General features: G+C 73.9%; 15 protein-coding genes and 1 tRNA gene. 6 read left to right on the plus strand and 10 right to left on the minus strand.

The window, feature by feature from the left end; all coding sequences use genetic code 11:
• Positions 1-178: 178 nt before the first annotated feature.
• A complete protein-coding gene (locus NAEX_RS42105; protein ID WP_143140088.1) occupies positions 179-3,250 on the plus strand; it encodes a BamA/TamA family outer membrane protein in 3,072 nt (1,023 codons plus the stop codon).
• 467 nt (positions 3,251-3,717) lie between these two features.
• Positions 3,718-4,590 (plus strand): hypothetical protein, encoded by an 873-nt coding sequence (locus NAEX_RS42110; RefSeq protein ID WP_143140089.1) that lies wholly within the window; start codon positions 3,718-3,720, stop codon positions 4,588-4,590.
• 342 nt (positions 4,591-4,932) lie between these two features.
• Here NAEX_RS42110 and NAEX_RS42115 read toward each other — a convergent pair whose 3' ends face one another.
• The 3 genes from NAEX_RS42115 to NAEX_RS42125 form a co-directional block, all read right to left on the minus strand.
• Positions 4,933-5,499: a hypothetical protein gene (locus tag NAEX_RS42115; RefSeq protein WP_096333109.1), complete on the minus strand. Its 567-nt coding sequence runs from the start codon at positions 5,497-5,499 to the stop codon at positions 4,933-4,935.
• A 31-nt stretch (positions 5,500-5,530) separates the two neighbouring features.
• A complete protein-coding gene (locus tag NAEX_RS42120) occupies positions 5,531-7,261 on the minus strand; it encodes an NEL-type E3 ubiquitin ligase domain-containing protein (RefSeq protein WP_096333110.1) in 1,731 nt (576 codons plus the stop codon).
• A gap of 181 nt (positions 7,262-7,442) precedes the next feature.
• Positions 7,443-9,380, minus strand: coding sequence for a hypothetical protein (locus NAEX_RS42125; protein WP_096333111.1), 1,938 nt, complete (start codon positions 9,378-9,380; stop codon positions 7,443-7,445).
• 520 nt (positions 9,381-9,900) lie between these two features.
• On the opposite strand from NAEX_RS42125, the gene NAEX_RS42135 reads away from it, so the two are divergent.
• Entirely contained in the window at positions 9,901-11,325 is a 1,425-nt protein-coding gene (locus NAEX_RS42135) for a hypothetical protein (protein ID WP_096333113.1), read from the plus strand.
• Between the two features lie 2 nt (positions 11,326-11,327).
• Positions 11,328-12,614, plus strand: a complete 1,287-nt coding sequence (locus NAEX_RS42140; RefSeq protein WP_096333114.1) for a cytochrome c3 family protein — start codon at positions 11,328-11,330, stop codon at positions 12,612-12,614.
• 582 nt (positions 12,615-13,196) lie between these two features.
• Here the strand turns inward: NAEX_RS42140 and NAEX_RS42150 are convergent.
• From NAEX_RS42150 to NAEX_RS42160, 3 genes are all read right to left on the minus strand, one after another.
• Positions 13,197-13,865: a metallophosphoesterase family protein gene (locus tag NAEX_RS42150; RefSeq protein ID WP_096333116.1), complete on the minus strand. Its 669-nt coding sequence runs from the start codon at positions 13,863-13,865 to the stop codon at positions 13,197-13,199.
• 482 nt (positions 13,866-14,347) lie between these two features.
• Positions 14,348-14,902, minus strand: coding sequence for a hypothetical protein (locus tag NAEX_RS42155; protein WP_096333117.1), 555 nt, complete (start codon positions 14,900-14,902; stop codon positions 14,348-14,350).
• Positions 14,903-15,530: 628 nt separating this feature from the next.
• A tRNA-Ser gene (locus tag NAEX_RS42160) sits at positions 15,531-15,607 on the minus strand.
• Between the two features lie 114 nt (positions 15,608-15,721).
• Between NAEX_RS42160 and NAEX_RS42165 the strand changes: the two genes are divergently transcribed.
• Positions 15,722-16,471 carry a hypothetical protein gene (locus NAEX_RS42165; protein WP_096333118.1) on the plus strand — a complete coding sequence of 250 codons (750 nt, stop codon included), beginning with the start codon at positions 15,722-15,724 and terminating at the stop codon, positions 16,469-16,471.
• A 313-nt stretch (positions 16,472-16,784) separates the two neighbouring features.
• Here the strand turns inward: NAEX_RS42165 and NAEX_RS42170 are convergent, their stop codons facing one another.
• Complete coding sequence (locus tag NAEX_RS42170) at positions 16,785-17,837, minus strand: DUF418 domain-containing protein (protein ID WP_211302563.1); 1,053 nt, start codon at positions 17,835-17,837, stop codon at positions 16,785-16,787.
• A gap of 161 nt (positions 17,838-17,998) precedes the next feature.
• Between NAEX_RS42170 and NAEX_RS42175 the strand changes: the two genes are divergently transcribed.
• Entirely contained in the window at positions 17,999-18,601 is a 603-nt protein-coding gene (locus NAEX_RS42175; RefSeq protein WP_096333120.1) for a TetR/AcrR family transcriptional regulator, read from the plus strand.
• A gap of 236 nt (positions 18,602-18,837) precedes the next feature.
• Here the strand turns inward: NAEX_RS42175 and NAEX_RS42180 are convergent, their stop codons facing one another.
• The 3 genes from NAEX_RS42180 to NAEX_RS42195 all read right to left on the minus strand — a co-directional run bounded on the left by NAEX_RS42180 (position 18,838) and on the right by NAEX_RS42195 (position 23,927).
• A complete protein-coding gene (locus NAEX_RS42180) occupies positions 18,838-21,321 on the minus strand; it encodes a penicillin-binding protein 1A (RefSeq protein WP_096333121.1) in 2,484 nt (827 codons plus the stop codon).
• A 174-nt stretch (positions 21,322-21,495) separates the two neighbouring features.
• Positions 21,496-22,779 (minus strand): hypothetical protein, encoded by a 1,284-nt coding sequence (locus NAEX_RS42185; RefSeq protein ID WP_170135323.1) that lies wholly within the window; start codon positions 22,777-22,779, stop codon positions 21,496-21,498.
• A 377-nt stretch (positions 22,780-23,156) separates the two neighbouring features.
• Entirely contained in the window at positions 23,157-23,927 is a 771-nt protein-coding gene (locus NAEX_RS42195; protein WP_096333124.1) for a hypothetical protein, read from the minus strand.
• Positions 23,928-23,982 lie beyond the last annotated feature (55 nt).

Here is a 23,982-nt window from a genome sequence, read left to right on the forward strand (position 1 = left end):
TAAGCTCCGGCGGGACCCGCCGACACGACTGTAGAGCCCGGCCCGCCCGGTGGGCAAGCTCGTGGCGGGAAACGGGGGGCAAACCCGCGCCGGACGCCGGGAGTGCCGCGGGCCCTGGTGCGGTGGGGAGAGGTCGGGCACTCTCAAGCCGGCGGTGGCTGGCCCCAGAAGAGCGCGGTTGTCCGGGGGCCCGCTCGCGCCGTGGTTGCTCGGACTCGCGGTCGCAACGGCGACCCCGGCCGCCCAGGCCCACCCGTGGGCGGTCCGCGGGGCGCCGACCCTGCCGTCGCTGCCGGCCGCCGACGAGCCACCCGGCGACGCGTCACATCCGTCGGACCTGTCGCCGACGCAAGCTCACGCGCCGCCCGAGCCGCCGACCGGACCGCCGACGGACCCGGTGCCGACGGCCGCCCCGTCGAGCGACGACCTCGGGGTGACGGCGGTCGAGGTCCGCCTCGAGGTGGTGCGCGGCGGAGAGCGGCTGCCCGACGGACGACGCGTGCCGCGAGCGGGCGGCGCGGCCGTCGGCCACGCGACCTACCGGCTGAGCCGCCCGGCCCGCGCCGGCGAGACGCTGGTGCTGCTGAACTTCGCCGAGGCGCTCGAGCGCGAGCCCTTCGAGCTCGACGAGGTGGCCAAGGCGACCTACCTCGACGGGCCGTTCCGCCGCGGCCGGCTGGTGGTCGGCGAGCACACCGGCGCGGCGGCGGTGCGGCAGGTGAACTCGCGCCGCGACGTCGAGGTGACCCTGGCCGAAGGGACAGATACGCTGACGCTCGACTACACGGTCGAGGTGCCGCGCCGCTACTGGCCGTTCGGCTGCTCGCGCCGGCGCTGCAGCCTGAGCGGCGCGGTGGCCCCGCTGCCGAGCGCGAAGGCCCGCGGCGGGGCGCGCCTCGACCCGGACGCGCGGGTGGTGACGCCGGCGCGCTGGACGGTCGACGCGCGGTTCGCCGCGGTACCGACATGGTCTCCGGGACATGTCCCGACGGACAGAGAGGCGAAGCTGCTGGGGCGCGACGAGCTGGTGGTCGCCAGCGGCGCGGTCGGGGCGCCCGAGGTGGCCTACCCGGAGGTGTTCTGGGGCCCGCGCTGGAAGCGGGCCCGCGAGACCTGGCGCGGGGTGCAGATCGAGGTGCTGCACATGTTCTGGCGCCCGGGCGACCAGGTGCCCGACGAGCGCAAGCTGCAGCTGTACCGCGACGTGCCCGGCCACGTGCTGCGGATCGCCCGCGAGGCGGTCGACGTGGCCACGCTGGCGGGGCTGGAGCTGCCGCCCGACAGCCGCCTGACCGTCGTGCAGGGGCCGCTGCGGGCCGAGATCGCCCAGGCGCACCCGTCGGCGGTGCTGGTCAGCGACCAGTTCCTGCAGGTGTCGCCGGGTCGGCGGTTCCTGGGCTTCCATCAGGCGGCGACGGCCCGGGCGACGCTCGACGCGATCATGTACGGGGCCTACGTCGGCCGCCACGACCCGTCGACCGACCTGTGGCTGTACGACGCGACGGCGACCGCGCTGCTCGACGTGTGGCGGGCCCGCCGCGCCCAGGGCGACGAGTTCGCCAGCGACATCCTGCGGCGGATCACGTTCGTGCCGATGGTCGACAACTTCCTCTACACCGGCCAGGCCGCGTTCGCGCAGAGCTACTTCCGCGGCAGCGAAGACGTGATGCCGCTGCGCCTGCACCCGCTGTACTTCTCGCACCCGCTGCCGACCGGGCGCCGGATCCACGAGAAGATGGTCGACCTGATGACGCCGAGCCAGCGCGAGGCGTTCTACGAGAAGGTGGCCCGCGACCGCGCCGCCGACCCGATCGCGGCGGCCGAGGCGGTCTACGGGCGCTCGCTCGGGTGGTTCTTCGATCAGTGGCTGGCGGCGTATCCGGGGGTCGACTACTCGGTGCAGCAGGTCGACAGCGTGCAGCTCGACGACGGCCGCTGGCGCCACTCGATCACGATCCGGCGGGAGGGCGAGCACGCGGCGGTCGAGCCGGTGCAGGTGCTGGCGACCGAGCGCGGCGGACAGCGTCACTACCTGGTGTGGAACGGGTCGACCGCGTCGGGGACCAATATCGAGGTGTCCCCGGGGACAGGCACGGTCGACCACGTGTTCACGCTCGAGACGCAGAACAAGCTGCGGTCGGTGATGGTGGACCCACGCGCGCGCCTGCTCGAGGAGCCGCAGGGTAAACGGCGCAACGTCGACCCGCTGTACAACAACCGCTCGCCGCCGAGCTTCCGCTTCGTGTACACAGGGTTCGGCTTCGAGGTGTCGGCGTCGGAGTTCCTGGCCGGGAAGACGCCGGCGGCCCGGCTGCAGGCGCTGTCGGGGCGGGTGCTGTTCGAGATGAGCCGGCGCCGCGACCTCGGATCGATCGGGCACCTGCAGCTGCACCGCGACCGCGAGTCGGCGGCGGCGATCGGCGGGGGGGCGACGCTGTGGTTCGGCGAGAAGGTGAACCGCCGGCGCCGCCGCGGGCGGGTGCGCCTGTTCGGCGAGGTCCACTCGCTGACGGCCCGCGGGCTCGACGGGGTCGGCGGGGTGCGCTTCGCCCAGTCGCTGTCGATCATCGACGACACGCGCAAGTTCAGCCTGTGGCCCGACCGCGGCCACCGCCTGGCGTTCGGGCTGTACGCGCAGGAGACGCTGCGCACGGGGGTGCCGGCGCCGGACCACCGCTACAGCCTGACGGCGTCGGCGTCGTGGGTGCACATCTGGCCGCTGGCCCACCAGCACACGCTGGCGAGCCGGCTCGAGCTGACGATGATGGTGCCGCTGGTCGGCCGCCCGGAGTTCCGCAGCCTGGTCCGCGCCGGCGGCGTCGACGGGCTCGGGGCGTACGGCGGCAACGAGCTGTTCGGCCGCGGGGTGGCGCTGGCCCAGCTCGAGTACCGCCACATGTTCTGGTCGAACTTCAATGTGAACCTGGTCCACCTGTTCTGGCTGCGCGGGATCGGCGGGACGCTGTTCACGGGGGTGGCGTCGGTGTCGCCGTGCGACACGCTGCGCGGGTGGTTCGGGAAGGAGAGCTGGTACGGGCAGGTCGGCTACGGCGTGACGGCTTTCCTGCAGCTCCTGGGAGTGACGCCGCAGTTCGTCCGCTTCGATGTGGCGGTGCCGCTGGTCCGCCGCCGCACGACTTGCCTCGACGAGGTGCTGCCGGACTATCTGGCGGACTATCAGGGGGTCGATCCGGGGGAGTTCCAGCTGCCTCGGGTCGGGGTGAACTTGACGTTCTTGCAGCCGTTCTGAGGCTGGCGTGGAGGGCATGTCCTGTCGGGCATGTAGATGTGGACATGTCGAACGGAGCATGTCTTTTGGAGACGGCCCGGGCCCGTGGCGAGCGGGGACGGGTGCTGCGCGAATCGCCGACTGCGCCTCGCGGGGGGTCCGGGGAAGGGCCGGCCGGGAGTTAACCGGACCCCTGGCACGGCTGCAGCCGTGAGCGGCCGCCTCGCCGTCGTCGGCTTCGATGGAAGGGTGTCTTCTGGGGCAGGTCCCGGGGCGCCTGTTCGACGGCCAGGGCTGGCCGCCGAACAGACGCTTCCTGGCGGCAAGTGACGGCGTGGCCTGCTTTCTCGGCGAGCCTTCGGGTGCGTGCGACGGGCGTCGTGAGGTCCGCGGGGGCCGTGCCGGTCGTCGGAGGGGCGGGGCTGCTCGGCGGGGCGACCGCGTGCGGGGGGGATGCGAGGGCCGGCTTGCGGTAGGATGGCCGGGTGGTGCCGATGCGCTCGCGGTTCCGCTGTCCTCGCTGCGGGGAGGCGCTGACGCCGTGGTCGCGCGAGCTCGAGCTGGCGGAGGCGCTGAACCCGTTCGAGAGCCAGACGTGGCTGCTGCCGTCGCAGTGGTTCGTGCGCCGGGATCACCCGCGGCTGCGTGATTCGTACCTGGGGGGCCATCCCGCGAGCTACCCGTGGCTGTTCGCGCCGCTGACGCGCTGGTGGCTGCGAGTGCATCCCGACCCGCGACGCACGGCGGGCTGCTGCGGCCTGGCCTGCTGCGGCGCCGACCTGCCCAACCTGGTGTGCGCGTGCGGGCTCGAGATCGGGCTCGGCTATCGCGACTGCGCGGGGCCCCACTGGTTCGCGCTGCACGAGACGGTGGTGCACGAGCAGGCGGTCGACCCGACGCCGCCGCGGTCGATCGCGGGCCGGCTGGCCCGGCTACGGCAGCGCGTGGGGCGGCCGATCGCGCGCCCGGGGTACGACCCCGGCGGCCGGAACGCGTGGCACCGCGAGCGAACGACGTGGAACGAGGCGCTGCGGCTGCGGGCGGTGACGATCGACTGCGGCGGCGGGAGCGAGGACCCTGCGCTCGTGATCGAGTCGCCGCAGCTGCCGGCGGGGGCGCAATTGGTGGTTCCGCTGCCGTGGTGCCAGCTGGTGCGCCTGGTGGTGCTGGGCGAGCAGCCGTGGGCGGAGTCGGAGTCGCCGCTGACGTGGATGAGCGGGGCGCGCGAGGGGCCGCGCGTGTGCGTGTCGCGGTACAGGCGACGGGTGCTGCTGACGGCGTGGGGGCCGGGCCAGGCGTCGTGGGCGGTGACGATCGAGGTGCGCGCGTGGGCCGAGGCGTGGGCGGGGCTGCGCGGCTGAGCGTCCGAGGGATGGCCGAGGGGGCAGTCCCTCGCCGACCGTGGTGGACATGTCCCCGGAGACACATCACTCGCACCCCCCCGTCCAGGTGAAGGTGAAGCGAGGCGGACGTCGCAGGCGAGCTGGGCGGAGCGACTCGACGTGCTCGGCGCCCGGGCTCGTGCAGGGGAAGCGATGTGGAGCGGGCGCGGCGAGCGACCTGGGCGCGGCGATTCGGCGGGCTGGAGCCTCGTGCAGGTGAAGGCGGTGCGGAGCGGGCCGGGCCGGGCGACTCGGGCGCTGCGATTCGGCGGGCGCTCGCGCGGGCTCAACCGAGGCGCGGAGGAGCGGATGTCTCTCGGGTCATGTGGCTGCGAGGGCGGCGACGTCGCGGACGACGGCCTGGAGCTGCGGGAGGGAGCCGCGGAAGGGGATGCCGTGGAACAGGGCGTTGATGCCGGTGCCGGCCTGGACCTGGACCTTGACGCAGAGGGGGTGACCGCTGAGGGCGGCGAGGCGGGCGGTGAAGTCGGGGCGGGCGAAGTCGGTGAGGTCGGCGTCGCGTGGGGCGTCGATCCGGCGGGCGTCGAAGATCGGGTCGGGGCCGCGCCGGCCGCCGCCGCCGAACCACCGGGCCGCCTTGTCGAGGAAGCCGCGGGCGCGGCACTCGCCCTCGAATTTGAGGTGGTTGCCGGCGACGAACACCTCGAGGAGGTTGGGGATGTAATAGTAGCCGCGGGTGGCGACGAAGTAGTGCGAGTGATACGAGACGACCACGGGCCGGCCGTCGAGCTTGCCGCGGACGTGGACGACCTGGCACTGGATCGTGCGGTTGTTCGGTAGCTCGATCTGCGACAGGTCTTCGTCGATGTGATCGTCGCTCAAGGTGCGGCTGAATTCGTAAAGCGTCTCGTAGACACGCCCGCTCATCGTCGCAGCGTATCGGCAGGCGGCGCGGCTGTCACGGGCACGCGAGGTCGAGGAGCGCGGGGACGGGCTCCTCGACGTGATCGAGCACGGCGACGACGGCCTCGAGGTCGAGCTGGGGGCTGCAGTGGACCTCGAAGATGCCTCCGACCCGCGTCAAGGCGCCGTCCGGGCCGCCGAGACCGGTGAGGTCGGCCAGCGCCGGGTTCTCCTGCAGGACGAGGCTGCCCTCGACGCTGTGCAGGGCGGCGAAGGCGTCGAGGGCGGCGAGGACGGGGTTGCAGGCGATCGCGAGGGTGCCGTCGACCCGCTCGAGCGCGGAGAGGCCGGTGAGGGCCTCGAGGTTGCCGTTGCCGCCCGGCGTGTCGGCGCCGGTGCAGGCGAGGTCGAGGTCGCGGACGCGCCGGTGGCCGACGACGAGGTCGCCGACGACGTGGCGCAGCGCCTCGAGGCCGGTGAGGTCGTGCAGGCGATTGTTCTGCACGACGCTGAGGCCGCCGGGGAGGGCCGCGAGGCCGGCGGGGTAGCCGGTCAGGCGCTCGAGGCCCTGGTTGGCGGCGACGACGAAGCTCAGGCCCTGGCGATCGACGCCGAGCTGCAAGTCGTCGGGGAGCCCGGCGAGGTCGAGGAGGGCGTGGTTTTCGCCGATCTCGAGGCTGCCGCCGAGCTTGTGCAGGTGTCCGAAGAGCCCGGAAAGATCGACCAGGTCGGGGTTGCCGACGATCCGCACGCTGCCGGCCAGGGCGGTGATGTCGGCGGGCAGGCCGGTGAGGTCGAGCAGACCGGCGTTGCCCAGCACGCGCAGGCTGTCGCCGCTCTCGCTGTCGACCCCGAGCTGGAGCCCGGGGGGCAGGCCGGACAGATCGACGAGGCGATCGTCGTCGCGGATCTCGAGCAGGCCGGCGACCTGCAGGCCCTCGGGCAGGCCGGACAGGTCGCGCAGGGCGGGGTTGCTGCTGATCTCGAGGTTGCCGCCGACGGCGACGAGCGCGGCGGGGACGCCGGTGAGCTGCTCGAGGGCCTCGTTGGCGCGGATCTCCAGCGGGCCGTCGACGCGGGCGAGGCCCGGCGGGAGGCCGGTGAGGTCGCGCAGGCCGTGGTTCTCGGCGAGGACGAGGCCGCCGTCGCCGATGGCGGTCAGGCCCGCGGGCAGGCCCGCGAGCGAGTCGAGCGCGGGGTTGCCGGCGACCCGCAGGCCGCGGACCCGCGTGAGCCGGGGCGGCAGCGCGGTCAGGCTGGCGAGGCGCTCGTTGCCGACGATCTCGAGGTCGCCGCGCAGCTCGGTGCCGCCGTCGGGCAGGCCGGCGAGGTCCACCAGGGCGTCGTTGTCCTCGATGACGATGCTGGACTCGTCGACGGCGACGCCGAGCGCGGCGTCGGCCGGCAAGCCGGTCAGGGTCTCGAGCCCGGGGTTGCGGGCGACGACCAGGCCGCCGCCGATCGCCCGCACGCGCCCGAGGCCGCTCAGATCGACGAGATCGGGGTTGTCGGTGATCTCGACCGACTGCGTCACCCCGCACAGACAGGGCAGCTGCAGGTGCTGGATCCGCGTGTCGTGGACGATCAAGGCGTCGACCTCGACGCCGAGGGTGTAGGCGCTGCAGAACGAGTTCATGGTGGCGCCGGCGCCGTCGCCCGAGAGCTCGAGGGCCCCGGCGGCGACGGGGGCCTGGCAGTCGAAGGCGGGCTCGCAGGCGCTGGCGAGGGCGGCCAGGGCCGCGAGCGCGGCGCAGGCGGGGACGAGCGAGCGGCCGGGGCGGCTCATGGGGCCTCGCAGGCGCGCGTGGGCGCGGGTCGGGCGAGCATGGCGGAGGGGACATGCTCGGAGGGCCAGGTCGGCAGGGGCATGCCGTCAGGGCCAGGTGCGAACGCGCAGGTCGAGAAGGACATGGCTTTCTCGCCATGTTCTTCGGGGCAGGCGCGGTGGCGGGGCGTGGGCATGCCGTTCAGCTCGGGCGGACGCGGACGGTGAAGCGGACGCCGGCCTGCTGCTCGCGCAGGCGGAAGCCGCGGGCCTCGTCCTCGACGCAGGTCTTGAGGGCGGCCAGGCGCGGCGGGGGGACGCGGGTCTTCGGCGGCCTGGGCTCGACGCCGGCGAGGCGGCCCTCCTCGAAGCGGAGCTCGACGTCGACGAACTCGCCCGGGCGCAGGGGGGTCTCGAGCTCGGGCAGGCAGCGGACGAAGCCGAGAGCGAGCGCCTCGGCGCGCTTGTGGTCGCCCTCGGGCAGGAGCGGCTCCGCCGGGGCGCCGGGCGGCGGGGCCGGGAGGACCAGGCCGGCGCTGGCGGTGCGGGTGAACAGGCCGGCGCGGACGTCGAGCCTGCGGCGCGCCTCGGCCAGCGACTTCTCGGGCAGGTCGGCGGGCGGCGGGGCGGCGGCCGGGGTCCAGGCGACGACGTCGAAGCGCCGCTGCGGGCCGCCGACCAGCGCGCGCAGCAGGTCCTGCAGCTGCTGGTAGAGCACGTCGTCGCCGAGGGTGAGGGTGACCATGCGCTCGCGCGGGTAGGCGCGGTCGAGGCGGGCGAGCTGGGCGTCGAGGTCGGAGGGGCCGGGCAAAAGGTCGAGCCAGCCGCCGTCGACGGCCACCCGCGGGCCGCGGCCGCCGAGGTGGACGCGCACCCGCGCGCGCGACAGGACCTGCGCGGCCGGACCCTGGTCGCTGGGCCGCACGACCTCGAGCGGGAGGGCGGCGATGATGTCGCCTGTCCCTTCGGGCAGCCTCGGCTCGCGCACGGCCGACTCGATGCGGGCGACGCGGGCGTCGAGCAGGGTGCGGAGGATCGAGTTCAGCGCCGGCGAGGGCAACAGCGGCGGGGCGACCAGGAGCACCGCGCCGCGGCCGTCGCGGGCCAGGGCGGCCTCGACGGCGCGCACGAGCTCGGGCGCGCCGCGGGTGCTGCGGCGCGCGCCGGGGCGGCCGAGGTCGACCGTGACGTCCTCCCCGGCGATGCCGACGACCGGGGCCAGGCTGTCCTTGCGGCCGGTCCCCGCGGGCACGCGCTGGAGGTCCCACGCGGGGTCGCGGGCGGCCGGGAGGGCGGCGAGGAAGGTGTCCTGAAGGACAGCATCGCCGCGGTCGCGGCGGGCCAGCACGCCGCGCCAGCGCGGGAGGGCGGCGAGGGCGTCGCGCTCGGCGGTGAGCAGGCCCCACAGCTCGGCCGGCGGCGGCCACGGGGCCTGGGCGTGGACGGCCCGATCGTCGAGCCAGGCGGCGAGGCTGTCCTCGCGGACATAGAGGCCGTGGACGGCGACCTCGAGCCGGCGCTCGGGCGCGGCCGCGGCGGCGCCGGCCAAACAGCCGCGCACGTGGTCGTAGAGGCGCCAGCGGGCGTTGTCGGCGGCGCGCGGGTGGCCGTCCTCGGCGATGTTGCGGTAGGCCGCGACCCGCACCGAGAGGTCCTCGCTGCCGGCGACGAGCCCGAGGTCGGCGGACAGCAAGGTGATCGCGCCGGCCAAGAACCCGCGCGCGTCGTCGTCGAGGTCGGGCTTGAGATCGAGGGCCAGCGCCTCGGTGAGCAGCCGCGTCTCGGCCTCGCGGGTGGCCTCGGGGCCGCGACCTCTGGCGGCGCCGCCGAGGGCGGTCCACAGGGCCTCGCGCGCGCCCTCGTCGCCGGTGAAGCGGGCGGCGTCGAGGAGGTCGAGCAGGCGATCGAGGCGCGCCGCCGCGGCCCGCGAGGAGGCGTTCGCCGGCGGGATCTCGGCCGGCTGCAGCGGGTCGGCGTCGATCCACGCGACCGGGCCGCTGTCGCCCGGGGCGGTGGTCTGCTGCGGCCGGCAGGCGAACAGCGCGAGGCCGAGGCCGAGGACGCCGAGGCGGGTCGCGCGCCGCAGCGAGGGAGTGTTCGATCGTGTCGACGAGGCGGCGGCGCCGGAGGACGCGAGCATGGCGGAGCGGGAGGACGCAGCCGCGGGCGCGGCCGAACGCCGGGCCTCGGGGCCTGCGAGCGGAGCCGCGGGCGCGGAGGACGAGGCCGCGGGGCGCGAGACCGAGGTCGCGGCGGCGGGGGCATCGGCGGCCGCGTGCGCGGCGGCGCAGTCACGCGAAGATGAAGTCGCGGTCATGGTCGCGGGGATCGCAGGGAGCGGCGCGCGAGCTCCGGTCCCGCCCGCGCGCGCAGGTCCGACGGCGGAGGGGTCCGTGCGCGCGGCGCCGGGTCGCTGCGCGCCCGACGAGGCGGCGGCAGAGCTGGGGATCGGCGCGGCGGACCTGGGTCGTGCGAGACGGGAGCGCGGCAAGGGTGGCCCCTGAGGCGAGGAGGTGGCGACGGCGATCGGCCGAGACCGAGGGCCGGCGGATGGCTTAGCATACGAGCGATTGCTGCGGGCAGGGGGATCGATCGCGCACAGGGTCGCCGGCGCGCCGGGCCGCGCGTGGAGACGGGCCGCTCCGCTCGCGCTGGCCGCGGTGATCGCAGCGGCGCCCGACGAGGCCGCGGCGACCGAGGTGCGCGCGGTCGCCCGCACGCTCGGCGAAGGGTACATGGTCCAAGTGCCAGGTCCCGAAGGACAGCTGCTGTCGCGGCGCCGGCTGGTCCAGTACGTCAACCTCGGGGTCTACGAGCTGCTGCCGCCGCGCGCGGCCGACGAGAAGCGGCGCGCGTGGGAGGACGGGCAGCTGCGGATCGTGACGTCGATGCGGCTGCGCCACGACTTCGGCAGCTACGTGCGCCCGGGCGACGACCGGGCGGCGCGGCTGGTCAACGCGATCGACGGGCGCCAGATCGACGTGATGTTCGCGTACCTCGAGGGCGAGAACCTCGGCAACCGGGTCGACTTCAAGCTCGGGCGCCAGTTCGAGTTCAGCGGGCTCGACTGGTACGCGTTCGACGGCGGGTGGGCGCGGGTGCGGATCCCGGCCCACCTCGCGCTCGAGGCGTTCGGCGGCCTGCAGGTCGACGGCACCGCGGTGTTCGGCCTGCCGACGTTCGAGCTCGACGGGACCCAGGGCACCGCGGCCGACCGCGCGTTCTCGCCGATGTTCGGCGCCGGCGTGTCGCTGTGGGGGCTCAAGTGGATCGACGCGCGCGTGGCCTACCGGCGCACGTTCTCGCCCGCGGGGGTCAACCGCAAGATCGTCGACGACGACGGCAGCCTCGGCCTGCCGTCGGGGGTCGATCAGGAGGTCGTCAGCGCCAGCTTCGCCGGCAACTTCGCCGGCGGGCGGGTCAGCCCGTACGGCGCGCTGCGCATGAACCTCGGGACAGGTCGCCTCGACGACGTGACCGCGGGCCTGCAGCTGGCGTTCACGCCGCAGCACCTGCTGCGCGCGCTGTACATCCGCACGCTGCCGATCTTCGACCTCGACTCGATCTTCAACGTGTTCGCGCTGACGCCGTTCGAGGACGCGCGGCTGGTGTTCGAGGCGCGGCCGATGCCGCGGATCTCGCTGCAGGCGCGCGGGCAGATGCGGTTCTTCCGCGGCGAGACGACGGGCGCGCTCGGGACGTCGCCGGCGAAGTCGCTGCAGATCGGGGCCGGCGGCGGGGCCTCGGCGGCGTACCGCGGGCGCCGCTTCTCGGGCCGCCTCGACGGCTTCGGCCTCGGCGGCGAGGGCGGGACGCGCGCCGGCGGCAGCCTCGACACGCGGACGATGGTGTGGTGGGACCGCCTGGCCCTCGACGCCCGCATCTACGGCGTGTACTACCGCGACGAGGTGACCGAGGCGCGGCGCGGCTACAGCGTGGCGCTGCAGCTCGGGCTCAACGCCCAGCTGTGGCGCGGCATCCACGTCGCGGTGCTCGGTGAGGAGATGTTCACGACCTTCTATTCGCAGGCCTTCCGGCTGTTCGGCGCGCTGACGGCCGACTGGTCGATCCGGGTGCGGAGGTGAGCATGACGCGGCACACGAACACCACGCGGCGGGAGGGGCGAGGCCAGGGGCGGTCGGCGGCGATCGCCGCGGCGATCGCGGCGTCCATTTTGGGGCTGGCCTTCGGGACAGGTCTCTACGTGCAGGCGGGCGGCGGGCTCACGGTCGGCGAGATCCCGGCGACCGCCCCGGTGACGCACGGGCCGATGCGCGGCGGCAGCCCGGTGTACCCGGAGCAGGACATCCCGCTGCGCTTCAACCACGGGCAGCACCTCGGGCTCGGGCTGGCGTGCGCGCGCTGCCACACCAAGATCGGCGACAGCGACAAGGTCGCCGACTTCAACTTCCCGACCGGGGCGGTGTGCGACAGTTGCCACGGGCCGCAGCACCCGCGCCCGCCGACCGAGCCGGCCCGCTGCGGGCAGTGCCACACGCGGCTGTCCGAGGGGCGGGTGACGGCGACGCTGCGCGCGCCCAAGGCCAACCTCCACTTCTCGCACAAGAAGCACCTGGCGGCCGGGGCCAACTGTCAGTCGTGCCACGGGGACATGTCGAAGGTGCGGATGGCGACGGTGCTGCAGCTGCCGAGCGAGGCGACGTGCTTGAACTGCCACGACGGGCGCAAGGCGAGCAGCCGCTGCGCGACGTGCCACCCGGCCGACAGCAACGGCAAGCTGGCGACCCGCAGCTTCAGCGACCGGGTGATGCCGGCGCTGGTGCCCCGCGGCAAGAGCTCCTGGGGCGCGGCGCACGACCTGGCGTTCGTCGAGGACCACCGCGGGATCGCCAAGGCCAACCCGGGCCTGTGCGCGCAGTGCCACACCGAGACGTTCTGCACCGACTGCCACGCCGGCGCGGTCCGGCCGATGCGGATCCACGCGGCCGACTACATGACGACGCACGCGCTCGACGCCCGCGCGAACACGCAGGACTGCCAGTCGTGCCACCGCATGCAGACCGACTGCCTGGCCTGCCACCAGCGGCTCGGCATGGGCGACGGGCCCGACGCGAAGTTCGGCGTCGGCTCGTCGCTGCGGTTCCACCCGGTCGGCTGGGAGGGCCCGCCCGACTCGCCGCAGAGCCACGCGTTCGCGGCCCAGCGCAACATCGCCACCTGCGCCAGCTGTCACACCGAGGACAGCTGCCTGGCCTGCCACGCGACCACCGGGGCCGCCATGCCGGGGCTGAACGTCAGCCCCCACGGGCCCGGGTTCGCGGCGTCGATGCGCTGCTCGGCGCTGGCGGCCAGGAACCACCGCGTGTGCCTGAAGTGCCACGAGCCCGGCGACCCGCGCAACGAGTGCCTGTGAGCGCGATGCGGGGCGCGCCGCGCCGGTGTGCCTGAAGTGCCGCGGGCCGGGCGACCCGCGCCACGGGCGCCGTGAGGGGCGGAGCGACGCATGCCGGTGAGGGGGATGGGCCGCGTGGACCGTGAGATCGGCGTGCGGGATGGGGGGCCGCGCCGCGAGGTCGCGTTCGGCGGGCACGCGCTGCCGCCCGCCGTGAGCGCGACCCGATCGGCGGCGAGGGACCGCGCCGCGAGGTCGCGCCCGGCGAGCACGTGCTGCGGCCGCCGTGAGCGCGACGTCGATCGGCGGAGGGACGCGCCGGTGGGGGTCGGAGCGAGGGGCATGTCGTGACGGACATCGCTCTTCAGGAATGTTCGTAAGGGCATGTTGTTTTGGACATGCGCAATCGAACATGACCCTTACAGCCAGACGGCCGGCCGCGCCGAGCTCGTCGGGGCGGTCGCCGCGGTTCTGGGGGCGCCGGGACCGAGCTGCCCGCTCGCGGGGACGCTCCGGCGCTCGACGGCGCCGGTGTCGAGGCGGGCGCAGGTGTGCAGCTGGCCGGCGGAGAGCCGGCGAGGGCGAGGGCCGCGGCCCCGCGGCTCAGGGCAGCGGCGCGACCTCGGCCGCCTGGACCGCGAGCGAGTCGTCCGCCTGGTCGACGAGGTCGAAGTAGGCGACCTGGCCGCGCTCGAGGTCGACGACGGCGAAGCCGCTGTCGTAGTCGGGGTGCAGCGTGCCCGGGTTGAGGAACACGAGCGGAGGACCGGCCGGGCGGGCGAACGCGCGGACCATGCGCTGGTGGGTGTGGCCGCCGGCGGCCAGCGGCAGCGACGGATCGGCGAGCAGATCGGCGAGGGCGAAGTTGGCCTCGAGGTCGTAGCCGGTGTGGTGCGGGCGCAGGCGCACCATGTCGTCGGCGCCGACGCCGTGGCCGAGCAGGAGATCGCCGCGCACCGTCGCCAGCCGGCGCGTGGCCGGCAAGGCCGAGAGGTAGGCGAGCGTGGCCGGGGCGAGGTCGACGGCGTGGTGGGCGTGCGTCAAGCCGCGCAGCTCGTCGCCGAGCAGCCAGCGGTCATGGTTGCCGCGCACGGCGAGGACCCGGTGCGCCGCCAGCAAGGCGCAGCAGCGATCGAGGTCGCCGCGGCCGTCGGCGAGGTCGCCGACGGCGAGGACGGCGTCGAGGGCCTGTCCTTTGAGCCACTGGAGCGCGAGGGCGAGGCGGCGGTCTTCGGCGTGGATGTCGCCGAGCAGGGCGAAGCGGCGCAGCACTGGGAGGCTCCGAGTATGCCACGCGCGAGGGCAGAGCTCTTGGGCGTGGTTGCTCGTGGTGCGGGCGCGACAACGCCCGCGCTCGGATCAGCAGCGAGGGGGGGTATGTCCATGGGAACATGTTGTTCAGGACATGTCCTTGCGGCGGCTGCGGATGGAGGGCGGGCGTCTCGGAGTCGGCGCCCCGAAGCGACTGGGGACCACGCGGGTAGGCCCGCCGGCGGCGCGCTCACCGGAGCAGGCGAGCGACGGGTCGGGGCTCGATCCGAAGTTCGTGCCGGGATCGTCGGCCAAGCGCGTCGGCGGACCGCGTCGCGCTTCACCGAAGCGGCGGAGGTACTTGACCCTCGGCGCTCGGCGGCCTCGCGGCGCGAGCAGGTCGGGGCGACCGGAGAAGTCCGAGAGGGGCCGACGGCGAACCTTCCGCACGTCGGTCGCGTCGCCTTCACCGCGGCGGCGGAGGAACGGGTCGGGGCGCGACCTCAGAAGTCCGAGGGCGTGCTGAAGTCGACGGCGAACCACAGCACGTGGGTTGCCCCGCCGTCGGCGCGCTTCCACATGGCTGGCCCGAGGTACAGGCCGGGGGCGACCTCGCGGAGCTCGTCGCGGATCCGGGCGATGAACCACGGGTTGCCGGGCTGTTCGTAGTCGAGGTAGACGCACGGCTGGCCGTCGACCACGGAGGGCTCGATGCGGGTGACGAACGGGAACCACTCGAAGCGGCGGACGAGCAGGTCGACCCGGTTGATGCCGCGGCCCTCGTCGTCGCGTTCAGGGGAGAAGCTCTTGCCGTCCCACGGGAAGCGCGGATGGCCGGCGAAGGCGCGGAGGAAGCGGCCGACAGGGCCGTGTTCGAGGCCGCGGACGGCCAGCATGCGGCCCTTGGGGCGACCGTCGAGGACGGTGAGATCGTCGGGCACCGCGCCGCGGGCGTAGAGGCCGCGCAGGGCGTCGCTCGAGAGAGCGGCGAGACGATCGAGGGAGAGGATCCGCTCGGGTGCGGCGGCGCGCGGTTCGGCTCGAGTGGCGGCGGTCATGCGGCTCTTCGACGGGGGGTGAGAGGAGCGGGCCGAGCCACAGCGGGCGGCGCAGCCCGCTGGAGACGGTACGGGAGGTGGAAGGAGCGGTCAATCACACGCGCGGCACGAGCGGCCGCAGCCGCCGTCCCCGTGCTCGAGGCCGCTGCGAGGCGAGCGGGGTCGCGGCGCCCGAGGGGCGGGCGAGCGGCGGTGACTGTCGTTCGGTCGAGGTCGCTGCGCGAGGGCGGAGCGAACGGCGGCAAGTCGGTCGCTCGCCTGTCGGCAGTGATTCCCTGGGCTCCGACGCGAGGTGCGAGCGGTCGCCGCGTGCATGCGGTGATGGCTCGCCTCGAGGAGAGCGGCGAGCTTGCGGTGATTCCCCCTCGCCTCGACGCGAGCGGCGAGCGCGAGCAGTCTCCCGCGAGCCCGAGGTGATTCCCTCGTCTCCACGCGGCTGCGAGGAGCGCGGTCGCCACGTCGGTGCGGAAAGGATCGACGGAGATCCGCGGCAGGAGGATCGCCGTCGTGCTCTCGAGCACCGCGCACGCGAGCGAGGCGAGGCGCAGGCGCGCTCGCTCGCCGCGTGCGAGGCACGCGAGCGAGGCGAGGCGCAGGAGATCAACGAGAGGCCGCCCGACCGCGGCGGTGGTGAACAATGCGGGATTTGAACCCGCGACCTTTTGATCTCAAATCAAACGCCCTACCCAGCTGGGCGAAGTGCTCTGGCCTCGGCCCACGTGGCGGCCTCTCGCCCGCGAGCGTAGCCCCGAGACCGCGATCTTCACAAGCGCCGCGGCGCTTGGCTCGCCGGCGCGCGTCGCCTACCCTGGCGGAGCCATGAAGCTCCATCGACTCGCACTCTCCGTCTCGCTCGTCTGCGCCCTGGGGTCCATCGCAACCACCGCAGAGGCAGCCAGGGTCGCGCCGAAGGGCAAGGTCCGCGTCCACCTCGACACCGAGGTGCTGTCGTGGACGCACGGCCGTCCATACTACGACCCCGGCGAGGCGCCCGACCCGGCGAACCCGCGCTGGAACGTCATCGGCTTCGGCGCGGGTCGCCCGGTCACCATCGACGGCAACCCGATCGGCGGGGCGTCGGTGATCGCGCTCGGTGTCGGCTACGGCATTCACCGCCACCTGATCCTCGGCGCGCGCTTCGGCATGAACCTGAGCCACTCGTTCGATCGCAACAACGATCCCAACGACGACGAGAACGACGACTCGCAGACGTCGTTCGTCGGCACGTTCACGCCGTACCTCGAGATCCTGCCGATCGCCGAGGGGCCGGTGCTGCCGTTCATCCTCGTCCGCACCGGCTTCACCGGCGCGACGCTGACGAGCAACGACGGGCCCAACTGGACCCGCGGCGGGGCGATGGCGCCGCTGCTCGGCGTCGGCTTCGGCGCCCACGCGTTCGTGACGCCGTACTTCTCGATCGACTTCGGCCTGACGTTCGACTATCGGTGGGTCCACGGCGTCGGCCGCGTCGGCGGTCCCGCGATCCCGCCGGGGCCGGCGCCGGTGTGGAGCCGCACCGCCCAGTCGTTCACGCTGGCGGGGACGCTCGGACTGTCGACCTGGTTTTGAGCCGACACGTCGGGGCGCGGGCGGTCGGCGCCCCGCGAGGTCGAGCGGGCCGATCGCGCAGCGCGTGGAGGCGAGGAGCCGCGGCCGTCGCGACCTCGCCGCGGCGTCGAGCTGGATCGCCTCGGCGACCGTCCCTTCGCAGCACGACCCGCGCAGGAGGGCAGGGGCTCGCGGCGCGTCGAGCCCGTGCGGCCGGTCGCTGCCGAGGGTGTCTGCCTGAACATGTCTTTGAAGGCATGTTTGGAAGAGCATGTGCAATCAGACATGCCCGTTCGTCGGGGCGGCCGCTGACGTCGAGCTGCCGGCGGTCGGTTCACTCCTTGCGCTCGGGGTCGCGGAGGAGCCGGCGCAGCAGGGCCTCCGCGGGGCCCTGGCGGCCGCGGCGGCGCGAGAGCTCGGCGAGCGCGACGGTCAGCGCCCACACGCCGAACCCGACGGCCGCGGCGACCGAGGGGCGCAGCCGGCCGCCGAGGCCGGCCCAGTAGGGTTCGAAGAGGAGCTGCCAGGCGAGGGACTGCGCGAGGTAGCAGCTCAGCGACCGCTGGCCGCAGGCGACCAGGGCGGTGACCAGGGGGCCGCGACGCTCGCCGATCCGCGCGGCGACGATGGCGACCAGCGCGGCGTAGCCGAAGCCGCCGGCGTAGCCGGTGAGGGTGTGCAGGGCGGTCGCGGCGATCTGCGGCGCTGCGGCGTCGCCCCACCAGCCGGCCTGCACGGCGACCAGCGGCCAGCCGCCGAGGGCGGCCACGCCGATGCCGATCGTCGCGGTGCGGCGCAGCCACGGCAGGTGCCGCCCGGGTCGCTCGAGCACGCCATGGCGCGCCGCCCACAGCCCGAGCAGGAACGGCCCCGCGGCCATGACGGCGAACAGCGGGGTGGTGGCGATCCAGCCGATCACGCGGTACGCCGCGGAGAGCAGCGGACCGGTCACGAGCTCGGCGTCGGCGCCGTCGGGGATGAAGCGGGCGGCGACGCCGAAGGCGAGGGCGCCGAGGACGAGGCACCCGCCCGCGCCGGCGAGGAGGAGGCGCTCGCGGCTGCGGGTGGCGGCGAGCAGGAGCAGCACCAGGAGGCCGTAGGCGCCCAGGATGTCGCCGTGGAACAGCAGCAGCGCGTGCATGAAGCCGAAGCCGACGAGCCAGCGGCCGCGTCGGCGCAGGCGGGCGCGGGCCTCGGGCTCGTCGGCGCCGGCGCGGCGGTGACGGGCCAGGAGCTGGGCGACGCCGTAGCCGAACAGCGCGGCGAACATCGGGTAGCCGCGGCTATCGACGAACAGGGCGTGAAAGCCGGTGACGAGGTGATCGCCGGGGTCGGTCGGGGCCGCGGCCAGCACCTGCGCGTGGGCCAGGGCGATGACCAGGAGCATGACGCCCCGGCCGAGGTCGGGCGCGAGGGCGCGGGGAGCGGACGAGGGCGGTGGAGCGGGTAGATCGGCGGACATTTGCGGGATGCCTGGGTTTTGGCTACGCAAACGTATCTAAAGGATCGTGATTAAGATACGTGGCCGTATCTTAAGTGAAGGGGGATATGACGAAACAGGCGACACGCAGGCGTGGGGACGACCTGGTCCGCAGCATCCACGAGGCGGTGCTGGCCGAGCTGGCGGAGGTCGGCCTGGGCCGGCTGACGATGGAGGGCATCGCCAGGCGGGCGCGCACGGCCAAGACGTCGCTGTATCGCCGCTGGGCCTCGCCGCACGACGTGCTGCTGGACGCGATCCACGACGAGCACCCGCAGGAGGTGCCGTCGCCCTCGGCCGACGACCTGCGCGGCGACCTGATCCGGGCGCTGCGGCAGCTGGTCGAGTGGACGCGCTCGCCGACGGCGGCCGCGGCGGCGGCGATCCTCGGCGAGCGCAAGCGCTACCCCGAGCTCGCGGCGGCCCTCTACGAGCGCGTGTTCGACGCCCGCGGCGGCCGGTTCACGCTGACGGTGCTGCGCTACTACGCGGCCCGCGGTCACCTCGACCCGGCCCTGATCACGCCCGTGGTGGCCGACATCGGCGAGGCGCTGGTGCTCAAGCACAGCCTCGACGCCGACGCGCCGCCGAGCGACGAGCAGCTGGCGGCGATCGTCGATCAGGCCATCCTGCCCGCCGTCGGTCGCGGGCCGCAGCGGGCGGCGCGCTGACGCGGGCGCTGGCCCGTGCGCGCGCCCGGAAACCCGACCGGCGACGTCCGCGCGCGCCGGGCTCCGCTGACCGCGAGCCCGATCCAGCGGGACGAAGATGTCCCGAGGAACATGCTGGCCGGGGCATGTCCTCGCGCGCATGTCTGCTCGGGCGTGTCGCTTCGGACATGCCCGAACGGTCAGTCGACTCGCGAGCATGCCTGATCGCGCATGTCTTTAAAGACATGCCCGAGCGGTCAGTCCTTGAAGTACAGCGTGGCCGAGGGCATGCCGGCGACCGGCTCTTCGCCGGTGCGGGCGTCGACGTTGCGGCTGGAGATCCCCGGGGGCCGGTGGAGCGGCAGGTTCTCGTGCGGGATCCCGGCGACCACCCCGGCCATGAACTGCGTCCACATGGGCGTCGCGGTGGTGTAGCTGGCGTCCTCGTCGCCGAGCGAGCGCTCGTAGGTGTCGTCGCCCATCCACGCCGCGGTCATGTGGCGCGAGGTGAAGCCGACGAACCAGGTGTCGGTGGTGTAGGCGTTCTTCGACGCGGTGCCCGACTTGCCGCCGGCGGGGACGCCGATCTGCGAGGCGCGGCCGCCGATGCCGGCCGTCACGACCTCGCGCATGAGGCGGGTGATGAGGAAGGCGGTGCGGTCGTCGACCACCTGGCGCGGGCCGTGGACGGCGAGGGCGGCCATGCGATCGAGGCGACCGGCGACGTCGAGGCCGGCGTCGAGCGGGTGGCGCTGGTCGAGCAGGAGCTGGCCGCGCTTGTCGATCACGCGGCGGATGTAGATCGGGTCGACCCAGGAGCCGCCGCGGACGAAGATCGAGAAGGCGCGCGACAGCTCGTCGGTGCGCACGCACGAGGCGCCCAGCGACAGCGCGCGGTCGGCGATGAGCTCGGTGGTGAAGCCGAGCCGGCGCGCCCACGCGACCACCTTGTCGGCGCCGAGGCTGACGAACAGGCGGATCGAGGGCAGGTTGAGCGACTTGATCAGGGCGGTGCGCAGCAGCACCTTGCCGTCGAGGGTCTGGCCGATGTTCTGCGGGTTCCAGGTCTCGCCCGGCTCGGGCACGTAGGGCTTGTCCTCGAGCACCGAGCCCATGGTGTACTGGCCGCCGTCGAGCGCCAGCGCGTAGTAGATGGCCTTGAACACGCTGCCGGGCTGGCGGCAGGCCTGGGTGGTGCGGTTGAACTGCGAGCGATCGTAGTCGAGGCCGCCCTCCATCGCCTCGACCTCGCCGGTGTCGTGCGCCATCGTGTAGATCGCGGCCTCGACCCGCGGCATCTGGCCGAGCTCGACCTGCGGCAGGCCGGTGGCCTCGTCGGGCGGCTCGAGCGCGACTGCCCCGGCGGACGTGTCCCCGGAGTCATTCGCGGCGCTCTCGGCGGCGGCCGCCTCGTCGTCGATCTCGGCGATCACGCTGCGCCGCTTCTGCGCCGGCCGCACCCACACGACGTCGCCGGCCTCGATCGCCTCGTCGACGCGGGTGATCTTGACGTCGTTGACGCCGGTGTTGCGGTCGTAGCGCGAGGCCCACGCCATCTTCTTCAGCGGCAGCAGGGCCTCGACCTTGCCGACGCGGACCTTGGCCTGCTTGGCGCTGACCTCGGTCACCAGCGCGAGCCGCCAGCGCTGCGGGTCGGCCGTCATCGCGTCGTCGCCGTACTCGGCGGCGGTGCGCTCGAGCAGGGTGGCGCGAGCTGTCTCGTCGGCCAGGTGCGCGACCGGCCCGCGCCAGCCCTGCCGGCGGTCGATCCGGCGCAGCGCCGAGTCGATCGCGGCGTGGGCCTGGGCGCCCATCTCGATGTTGGCGGCGGTCTCGATCTGCAGGCCGTCCTGCAGCACCGCGGCCTCGCCGAAGCGGAGCCCGGCCTCGCGCCGCACGTGCTCAGCGTAGTAAGGGGCGCGCAGGCGGAACACGTCCGGCGGCTGCGCGGCCAGCTTGAGCGGCTCGTCGTCGGCGGCGTCGCGCTCGGCCGGGGTGATCGCGCCGGCCTCGACCATGTCCTGCAGCACCACCGAGCGCCGCTTGAGCGCGCGCTCGGGGCTGGCGATCGGGCTGTAGCGCGAGGGCGCCCGCGCGAGCCCGGCGATCAGCGCGGCCTCGGCGAGGGTCAGCTCGTGCAGTTCCTTGCCGAAGTAACGGCTCGCCGCCGCGGCGACGCCGTAGGCGCCGTGACCGAGGAAGATCTTGTTGAGGTAGATCTCGAGGATCCGCCACTTGCCGAGCCGCCCCTCGATCCGCAGCGACAGCAGCGCCTCCCGCAGCTTGCGATCGAGGGTGCGCTCGTCGCTGAGGAAGCCCTTGGCGACCTGCTGCGTGATCGTGCTGCCGCCCTGGATCACGGTGCCCGAGCGCAGGTTGGCCAGAGTGGCGCGCGCCAGGCCGCGCCAGTCGAGACCGGCGTGGGTGAAGAAGCGGCGATCCTCGACCGAGAGGAAGGCCTGGATCAGGCGGTCGGGGATCTCGTCGATCGGGGCGTAGGCCCGATGCTCGCGCGCGAGCTCGGCGAGGACGCTGCCGTCGACGGCGTAGATCCGCGTGACGCCGGGCGCGAGCGCGTCGTACTGCTCGACGCCGGCGATGTCGGGCAGGGCGGCGTCATAGGCCCGATAGACCCGCACGCCGACGTAGCCCAACACCACCGCGATGCACGCGGCCGCGAACACGTAGTAGCGCACGAGCCAGCCGAACAGGCCGGCGCGCGCCGGATTGACGACCCACACGCGCGATCCGTCCGCGAGCGGCGACGGACCTGCGGGCCCCGAACGCCGCGGAGCGGCCGGCGGCGGCGGAGGGCCCGGAGGGGCTGCCCCTGCGGATCCGGCAGGTCGCGAAGGGGCAGCGTCGCCGGCGACGGGACCGGCAGGTGGGACAGGCGGCTGTGCTCCCGGCTGCACTCAGTCGGCGCCAGGATCGGCGGGACCGCCGCCGTCGATGTTCGGATCGTCCGAGTAGCTCTTGAGCGCCTTGAGCGCGCGAGTCTCGGCCTTGGCCATCTCTTCGAGGCGCGCCTTGACCTTGGCGAACAGCGAGCCGGCGACCAGCTTGGCGTTGTTCTCCGGGTTCAGACCGACGACGTAGCCGTAGATCTGGGTGTCGGCGGACAGCGGCAGGACCTGGCCGTCCTCGCTGCCCTTGGCCGCGACGGTGAACTCCTGGTTGACCGCCTCGCGCACCTTGTAGCCGGTGGCCTCGCCCTCCTTGCCGTCGGCACAGGGAGCCTCGCCGCACATCGCCTCGCCGCGCTCGACCAGCACCGCGCCGTCCTTCTTGAACTTGACGGCGAACAGCCGCGGGCCGCCCGCGTCGGTCAGCGCCTTGGCGTTGCCGGCGACGAAGTTCACGAGGTAGCCGAGGTCGAGGCGCAGGCCGTTGGCCTCCTCGTAGAGGTCGAAGGTGCGGCGGATGCCCTCGGGACCGATGCCCGCGAGCTGCCAGCCGAACAGGTCGTCGACCTTGGGGCTCTTCTCGAAGTTGGTCTTGAGGAGGTTGGCCAGCTCCTCGGCGCCCTTCGCCGGATCGGTCGAGACCAGCTTCTGCAGCTCGTCGATCTTGAGCGAGATGCCCTTGCGCATGTCCGAGACCTTGGTGGCCTCGTTGAACATGTCGCTGCCCTTCTTCTGCGCGACGGCCTTGACCTCGCCCTTCGAGGTGATCTGATGGCCGATCCAGCCGAGCGCGACGCCGAAGGCCAGCGCCGCGCCGGCGGCGAGGATCACGAGGCCGCGGTTGCTCTTGGTCTGGACCTCGCCGGAGTCGATGAGGCCGGCGTTCGGATCGAAGGAACCAGCGCTGCTGCCGAACGGGGTGCCGTCCTCGAGGGACTTGCGCGGCGTGGGCACGGCAGCCGCGACGGGCTGCGCGGCGACCGGGGCCGGCTGCGGCGGCAGGGCGACCTCGCCGGGCGCAGGGATGTCGATCGGCGCGGCGACTTCACCCGGCGGGGGAATGTCGATCGGCGCGGACTCTCCGGGCGGCGGCAGGTCGGCCGGCGATGGCGCCTTCTTGAACGGCGGGCGAGCCGGCGGAGCCGCCTTCGGCGCCGCCGGAGCGGCTGCCGGCGGAGCGGCGGCCGCCGGCGCTGCCGGCTCGGCGGGAGGCGGTGCGGCCGCGTCCGTCTTCTTGGCGAGGCGCGCCTTGAGGGCGCTGAGGTCGGTTCCTGGTTTCTTGGGTGCGTTCAAGGCCGGATCCCCTTGGTAGTCACGCTACAGGCCCGATGGGCCGGGAAGAACAGAAGCAGGCCGGTGGGCCGTGGCCCGGAAAGGGCCGAAGGTGCAGGCCCGAAGGGCCGTGAAGTGCAAGGCCCGATGGGCCGGGATGCGAGCAGGCCCGGAGGCCGAGAAGAAGAAGAACACGCGTCTATCGCTGGCGTGCCGAAGTGATACGCCAGAGATGTTGCCCGCGAGGATAGAGACAAGGCAAAGCAGCGTCAATGCTCCTCTGGGGGCACGGGACCGCGTTCTACCGGACTTTTCCTGCGCGCGCGAGCCCGTGGACGACAATCGCGGACAAAAACGTGGGCAGACGTGAGCGGATCTCGCGGCGCCTCACCCGGCGTTCATTCGAGCTCGACCCGCGCCGGGCCACCCTCGGGCCACTGCAAGGTCCGTCCGAGCTCGGCGAGCGCCCGAGGCGAGAGGGCGACCGCGAGGACCTGCGGTTGCGGGTCGGTCATCGGCACCAGCTCGCCCTCGATGCGGATCACGCCGCCTCGCGGATCGACCGCCGGCGCCAGCAAGGTGACGGCGAAGGCGCCGTGACCGGCCCGCGTGGTGCCTCGACGCGCGCTCGGCTGCGAGGCCCAGCTCGAGAGATCGGCGACCACCCGCGGCGCGAGGAGACAGCCCCCGACGGTCGCCAGCGGCGAGCCGGGCCGGTGAATCGCCCGCGGCCGCAGCGGCGCGCCGAGGTGCGGGGCGATCCGGGCCAGGAGGTTGCGACCCTGGGCGCGCAGCTCGGGGTTGAGGCCAGGGCTCAAGAGGTCGAGCAGATGCACGAGCAGGCCGGTCGGCGCGACGGTCAAGGTGTGGACGAGGGCCCAGCCGTGCGCGGTCGAGAGGCCGAGCAGGGCCCGCCGCACGGTGTGGACGGCGGAGATCAGGCGCGAGCTGCCGTGGTCGAGGGCGTCCGCGGTCTGCCCGCGGACGCGACGTCGACTGCGGCGATCGAGGCCGTGGGTGTCACCCTGGTCGCGCTGCAGCAGCCGCAGCGGCGAGAACTCCTCGACGGGCTCGTCGCCGCCGACGCGCGTGCCGCGAGGCAGCAGTGCGGTGTCCCAGAAGTTGGGGCTGGCAGTGGGCGAGGGGATGGGCGCCAGAGGATCGCGCATACAGGTAGGATGCCAAGCCCCGGCGAGCGGCCCAAAAAAGCGGCGAATCAAGGCG

This window comes from Nannocystis exedens, from assembly GCF_002343915.1.
In the GTDB taxonomy this organism is placed as follows: Bacteria; Myxococcota_A; Polyangia; order Nannocystales; family Nannocystaceae; genus Nannocystis; species Nannocystis exedens.

What these genes read in the sequence shown, in the direction of transcription:
- NAEX_RS42115 (WP_096333109.1), bottom strand. Translation starts at nt 5,499, where the DNA reads ATGAGCGGGCGTGTCTACGAGACGCTTTACGAATTCAGCCGCACCTTG.
- NAEX_RS42120 (WP_096333110.1), bottom strand. Translation starts at nt 7,261, where the DNA reads ATGAGCCGCCCCGGCCGCTCGCTCGTCCCCGCCTGCGCCGCGCTCGCG.
- NAEX_RS42125 (WP_096333111.1), bottom strand. Translation starts at nt 9,380, where the DNA reads ATGCTCGCGTCCTCCGGCGCCGCCGCCTCGTCGACACGATCGAACACT.
- NAEX_RS42140 (WP_096333114.1), top strand. Translation starts at nt 11,328, where the DNA reads ATGACGCGGCACACGAACACCACGCGGCGGGAGGGGCGAGGCCAGGGG.
- NAEX_RS42155 (WP_096333117.1), bottom strand. Translation starts at nt 14,902, where the DNA reads ATGACCGCCGCCACTCGAGCCGAACCGCGCGCCGCCGCACCCGAGCGG.
- NAEX_RS42165 (WP_096333118.1), top strand. Translation starts at nt 15,722, where the DNA reads ATGAAGCTCCATCGACTCGCACTCTCCGTCTCGCTCGTCTGCGCCCTG.
- NAEX_RS42170 (WP_211302563.1), bottom strand. Translation starts at nt 17,837, where the DNA reads ATGCTCCTGGTCATCGCCCTGGCCCACGCGCAGGTGCTGGCCGCGGCC.
- NAEX_RS42175 (WP_096333120.1), top strand. Translation starts at nt 17,999, where the DNA reads ATGACGAAACAGGCGACACGCAGGCGTGGGGACGACCTGGTCCGCAGC.
- NAEX_RS42195 (WP_096333124.1), bottom strand. Translation starts at nt 23,927, where the DNA reads ATGCGCGATCCTCTGGCGCCCATCCCCTCGCCCACTGCCAGCCCCAAC.